This is a genomic window from Nostoc cf. edaphicum LEGE 07299 (assembly GCF_015207245.1).
GTDB classification, from domain to species: Bacteria; Cyanobacteriota; Cyanobacteriia; order Cyanobacteriales; family Nostocaceae; genus Nostoc; species Nostoc edaphicum_B.
This window is the reverse complement of sequence record NZ_JADEXF010000236.1, coordinates 1-6284: the sequence shown is the minus strand read 5'-3', so window position 1 is coordinate 6284 and position 6284 is coordinate 1. Positions and strand designations below refer to the sequence as shown.

Sequence of the window (6284 nt, the reverse complement as noted above, 5' to 3'; positions counted from 1 at the left end):
GATTAAGCTAAAGCACATCTAATTTGCATATTAAAATTTTCTCAAAATTTTGTGGGGTGGACATCTTGTCCGCCCTGATTATGCAACTTGAATGCTGATTAGCTTACCAACCAGAATTACTGATTTAGCTTTGATTGGGGAGCGATTGCAATTGGATTACTCTTGTACGAAGTAAAAGTGCGATCGCAAAACCTAACCTTATATTTTGAGAGAAGCAAAACCATTTTGTCTCATTCCCAGTTTCCGACTGGGAACAAGGTTTTAAAAGAGTTTTAACTTATAGTTGATACCAGTTACAGCGGTTTTTCGACTTTTGCAAGAGGTCTAATCTGTTAACTTTGAGTCACAGTCTCTTTCGCCAAGAACTTCTCTAATTCTGTCAACGCATCAGCATCAACCTTAGTTTGCATTGGGCAGAACTTAGGCCCACACATCGAACAAAACTCAGCAGTTTTATAGATATCTGCTGGCAGAGTTTCATCGTGATATTCCTTAGCTCTTTCTGGATCGAGCGATAATTCAAACTGACGGTTCCAATCGAAGTTGTAACGCGCCTTAGAAAGTTCATCATCTCTATCTCTTGCACCAGGGCGATGTCTAGCAATATCAGCCGCATGAGCCGCTATTTTATAGGCAATCAACCCATTCCGCACATCTTCGGCATCTGGTAGACCTAAATGTTCTTTAGGTGTTACATAACACAGCATTGCAGTACCGTACCATCCAGCCATTGCGGCTCCAATGGCTGAAGTGATGTGGTCATAACCGGGAGCAATATCTGTCACCAATGGCCCCAAAACATAGAAAGGTGCTTCCGAACACTCTTCCATCTGCTTACGGACGTTGAACTCAATTTGATCCATTGGCACGTGTCCAGGCCCTTCCACCATCACCTGTATATCATCTTCCCAGGCTTTGCGAGTAAGCTGTCCGAGGGTTTTCAATTCAGCTAATTGTGCTTCATCTGAGGCATCATGGGTGCAACCGGGACGCAGGGAATCTCCTAAACTGAAGGAGACATCATACCTTTTGAAAATCTCAATAATATCTTGGAAGTGGGTATAAAGCGGGTTTTGTTTGTGGTGATGTAGCATCCACCGCGCCAAAATACCGCCGCCACGAGAGACAATACCAGTGAGCCGGTTTCTCACCAAAGGCAAATGCTCAAGCAAAATCCCAGCGTGGATAGTTTGATAGTCTACTCCTTGTTGGGCGTGCTTTTCGATGATGTGGAGAAAATCATCAGCAGTTAGATTTTCGATTGTGCCGTGGACACTTTCTAAAGCTTGGTAAACCGGCACTGTACCAATGGGAACAGGGGAAGCTTTGATGATTGCGGTGCGAATTTCATCCAAATTACCGCCGCCTGTGGATAAATCCATCACGGTATCAGCACCATACTTCACCGCCAGATTTAGCTTATCAACTTCTTCTTGAAGATTAGAAGAGTTGGGAGAAGCGCCGATATTAGCATTTACCTTACATTTAGAGGCGATGCCAATAGCCATCGGCTCTAGGTTAGTGTGATTAATATTCGCGGGGATAATCATTCGTCCCCGTGCTACTTCCTCACGAATCAGATCGGCCGGGAGATTTTCGCGTTGGGCGACGTAGTGCATTTCTTCGGTGATAACACCTTGGCGGGCATAGTGCATTTGAGATACATTAACCTGCCCACGTCGTTTAGCAACCCATTCAGTCCGCATATTGTAATTCCTCAATAAACAGCTTCCCTCCGCTGGTATTACCCAGACTCAGGTGTTAAGGGTGTGATCTCAGCCTCGTTATGTAGGCACCCCTAGCATGGATGTAGTGTACCACCTTCGTTATATCTGGGAGCAAGGGTGTTAACAATTTATGAGGTAACACAATTTTGGATTTGAGATTGCTAAAGATTTAGGCGCGAATTTCATTTGCACAAGGACGACCCTGTTCAATATCGGTAATATTAGCAAAAGTTGTTTCGGCAATATTGTAGAGAGCTTCTGCTGTAAAAAAGGCTTGATGTCCGGTAATAAGTACATTGGGGAATGTTGTCAGACGCTGGAAAATATCATCTTGAATAATTTCCCCAGACAAATCCTCAAAGAACAATTCCGATTCTTGTTCGTAGACATCTACAGCAAGATAGCCAATTTTACCAGACTTTAATCCCTCAATCACTGCTTGAGTATCAATCAGCGCTCCTCGGCTAGTATTAATTAGCATCATACCTGGCTTAATCTGTTTTATAGCCTCAGTGTTAATCAAGTGATGGGTTTCAGGAGTCAGGGGGCAATGCAGGGAGATAATATCGGAATTGGCAAATAGCTCAGGTAGTTCTACATACTTTCCACCCAGCGCCTCCAATTCCGGGTTGCGATAAACGTCATAAGCGAGTATGTGACAGCCAAATCCCTTCATAATCTGTCCTAAAATCAGACCGATTTTGCCAGTGCCAACAATCCCCACTGTACGCTCATGCAAATTAAATCCCAACAGTCCATCTAAAGAAAAATTGCCTTCTCGGACACGGTTATAGGCACGATGAATTTTGCGATTTAGGCTTAAAATCAATCCTACGGCGTGTTCTGCCACCCCATAAGGTGAATAGGCGGGAACACGCACAACGGTAATTCCTAAATCTGCTGCGGCTTGTAAGTCTACATTGTTAAACCCCGCACAGCGAAGGACTACTAGACGAGTTACCCGTGAGGCGAGAAGTTCTAAAGTTGGGGCATCAACCTGATCGTGGACAAATACACAAACTGCGGGAAATTCGGCAGCCAGGATAGCCGTATCCCGATTTAAACGAGGTTCAAAAAATACTAACTCGTGTTGGATGGGAGAATTTGCAGCTGACAAAAACTGCCGATCGTAGGCTTTTGTACTGAAAACTGCTACCTTCATGCAAAACCTCAGACTTTATGTATGCTGCACGGTGTTCGAGTACATAATATCTTGACGTTTAGAAAAGCGATGTCTACAACGAGCGTAGATGCGGCATTTTTGCAGATTTTTGAATCGCTACTTTGGTAATGCCATTCTTAGGGGCGCAAGGCCTTGCGCCCCTACCGCGCGATCTATTTACCGTGCTGAGTAAGAATAAGAGTACTCAGCACTAGGAACTCAGCACTCAGCACTCAGCACTCGGAACTCAGCACTCAGCACTAGGAACTCAGCACTCTTCATTGCTCCAAATTACGATGTTTGCGGAATTACTACAAATATGCAACGCCGCACTTCGCTCATATTTCCATCACATTTATTTCTCATAATTTTACCGATCGGCTAATAGTCAATTTTGGCAAAAACAAAATGACAGCAACATCTGAAAAAATCATCCAGCCACGTGAATGGCACAATCTACCGGCATCGAAGGTAGCTCAACATTTAGATGCCAATCTAGAAACAGGTTTAACTTCAGATGAGGTGGTAAAACGGCAAGAACGTTTTGGTGCTAACGAACTTAAGGGCAAACGTGGAACCAGCCCAGGATTAAGATTTTTGCTGCAATTTAACCAACCGCTACTATATATTTTGCTGATTGCTGGTGCAATCAAAGCCTTAATTGGACAGTGGGTAAATGCTTGGGTAATTTGGGGTGTAACCCTAATTAATGCGATTATCGGTTTTATTCAAGAATCGAAAGCCGAAAGTGCGATCGCAGCCTTAGCTTCTTCAGTACAAACTAATGCAACGATTCTTCGCAACGGTCAAAAGGTACAAGTTCCTTCAACGGAGTTAGTACCTGGGGATTTGATACTACTCACTTCTGGCGATAAAGTACCAGCGGATTTACGTCTGATCGAATCCCGAAATTTGCAAGTGAATGAATCAGCACTTACAGGTGAATCAGTCGCGACTGAAAAAAATACACAGCCATTGAATACAGATACACCTTTAGCTGAACGCCTCAACATGGCTTATGCTGGTAGCTTTGTGACTTTTGGTACTGGTACCGGAATTGTAGTGGCGATCGGAGAAGCCACAGAAACCGGACGCATTTCCCAACTCATCGAGCAAGGAACGAGTCTGAAAACTCCCCTAACTCGAAAATTTGATAAATTTAGCCGTACCTTGCTGTACATCATTCTCGGCATCGCGGCGCTGACATTTGCCGTTGGGTTGGGATACGGCAATACCTGGGCAGAAATGTTTGAAGCGGCTGTTGCCTTTGCTGTAAGTGCGATTCCTGAAGGATTGCCAGCTGTAGTAACGGTGACACTAGCAATCGGGGTTTCGCGGATGGCGCGGCGAAATGCGATCGTTCGTAAATTGCCAGCAGTGGAAACTCTTGGCGGTGCTACAGTTATCTGCTCTGACAAAACTGGGACGCTAACCGAAAATCAGATGACTGTGCAAGCAATTTATGTTGGCGGTGAACAATATACAGCCACTGGTACGGGATATGCACCAGAAGGAGAAATTTTATTAGATGAACAGCCAATAGATTGGCAGAATTTTCCCGCTTTAGCAGAATGTCTGAAAGCAGGTTTGTTATGTAATGACTCGTATCTAGAACAAAAAGAAGGACAATGGCAGGTTTTTGGTGATCCGACAGAGGGAGCATTGATCGCTGTTGCTGATAAAGTTGGACTGCATCGCAATAACTTAGAAGCTCAAATGCCCAGACTAGATGTGATCCCATTTGAGTCTGAGTTTCAATATATGGCAACTTTGCATGAAGATAAAAGTAGAAAAAATTCTTCACGAGTTAAAACTATTTACGTCAAAGGTTCGGTAGAGGCAATTCTGAAACGTTGTCAGCAGATGTTAAATGCTGAGGGAAGCCTTACCTCTCTAGATGCAGAAAGCATAGATGAAGAAGTTGATATTATGGCGAATCTTGGTTTACGGGTGCTAGCTTTTGCAAATAAATCTGTACCCAATGCTCAAGATTCACTAGATCATGCAGATATCGAAAAGGATTTGGTTTTCTTGGGATTGCAAGGGATGATCGATCCGCCTAGAACCGAGGCTATCAAAGCAGTAGAAGCCTGTCAAAATGCTGGGATTCAAGTCAAAATGATTACAGGCGATCATGCTGTGACTGCAAGAGCGATCGCTCAAAGTATGGGTTTCAATAAAAATGGCGAAGTTCTCGCTTTTACAGGCAGTGAACTGGCGCAAATGAATCAATCAGAACTAGCTACAGCGATAGAAGATGGGGCAGTATTCGCCCGTGTTGCACCAGAACAGAAACTCCGCATCGTTGAAGCCCTGCAATCGAAAGGAGAGGTTGTTGCCATGACTGGGGATGGTGTCAATGATGCACCAGCCCTGAAACAAGCAGATATTGGTATTGCAATGGGAGGTGCTGGTACGGAGGTAGCCAAAGAAGCCTCAGATATGATTTTGACTGATGATAACTTCGCCTCAATAGAAGCTGCTGTCGAGGAAGGGCGGACTGTTTATCGAAATTTGCTCAAAGCGATCGCCTTCATCTTACCCGTTAATGGTGGCGAATCGATGACGATTTTGATTAGTGTATTATTTGCCAGAGAATTGCCAATTTTATCTTTACAAGTTTTGTGGCTGAACATGGTTAATTCCATTGCCATGACTGTACCCTTAGCCTTTGAGCCAAAGTCTGAACGGGTAATGCAACAATCACCACGCAGCCCCCGCGAACCGTTACTTTCTAAAACTTTAGTCAAGCGGATTCTGGCAATTTCTCTCTTCAACTGGATTTTGATTTTTGGTGTATTTGAATGGATACGACAAACTACAGGAAATATCGATTTAGCTCGAACAATGGCAATTCAGGCTTTAGTAGCCGGGAGAATTTTTTACCTTTTAAGTATTAGTCAATTAGGAATTGCTTTAATTAATAAAATTCGGGGCGTTAGACAGACATTTAGCGATGCCTCAGCAATTGGAATTGGTATCGCTACTACGATAATTTTGCAGATTATTTTTAGTCAGTGGAACTTAATGAATAGCTTATTTTCTACTGCTCCACTGAATTTAAATCAATGGTTAATTTGCTTGCTCATAGGATTGCCAATGATTGGAGTATCAATTATAGTAAATCGTTTCGATCCTCTCAACTGATTTACTCTCCTAACCCAATACCCACTCCCAAATTTGCTGGCATCTTCTTAGGCACTACACATAAATAAAGGGTTGTGCTATTTACTCTGATTACTTGCTTTGCTTCTTGCTCACCCATATCAAAGCTGTAGTAAACAATACTATAGCGTTTACTAATCGCATGAGCTACATCATAGTCCCCTCTGGAAGAGCGGGGAGAGGGTTGGGGGTGGGGTTCTTGTACCTCACTTAACCGAGAATGGCTATAG

3 protein-coding genes, 1 pseudogene and 1 riboswitch are annotated in these 6284 nt (G+C 43.5%); of the genes and pseudogenes, 1 reads left to right on the top strand and 3 read right to left on the bottom strand.

Features of this window, described 5'->3' with window-relative positions; all coding sequences use genetic code 11:
- Positions 1-332 precede the first annotated feature (332 nt).
- Together thiC and IQ229_RS09180 are read right to left on the bottom strand one after the other, a co-directional pair.
- Positions 333-1706 (bottom strand): phosphomethylpyrimidine synthase, encoded by a 1374-nt coding sequence (gene thiC, locus IQ229_RS09185; RefSeq protein WP_194043072.1) that lies wholly within the window; start codon positions 1704-1706, stop codon positions 333-335.
- A 7-nt stretch (positions 1707-1713) separates the two neighbouring features.
- Positions 1714-1810: riboswitch (TPP riboswitch) on the bottom strand.
- Between the two features lie 86 nt (positions 1811-1896).
- Complete coding sequence (locus IQ229_RS09180) at positions 1897-2889, bottom strand: 2-hydroxyacid dehydrogenase (protein ID WP_194043070.1); 993 nt, start codon at positions 2887-2889, stop codon at positions 1897-1899.
- 408 nt (positions 2890-3297) lie between these two features.
- Here IQ229_RS09180 and IQ229_RS09175 point away from each other — a divergent pair, with 408 nt between their 5' ends.
- Entirely contained in the window at positions 3298-6036 is a 2739-nt protein-coding gene (locus IQ229_RS09175; protein ID WP_194043069.1) for a cation-translocating P-type ATPase, read from the top strand.
- A gap of 1 nt (position 6037) precedes the next feature.
- On the opposite strand, the pseudogene IQ229_RS09170 reads toward IQ229_RS09175, so the two are convergent.
- Positions 6038-6284 (bottom strand): annotated as a pseudogene (locus IQ229_RS09170) (hypothetical protein); the annotation flags it as partial.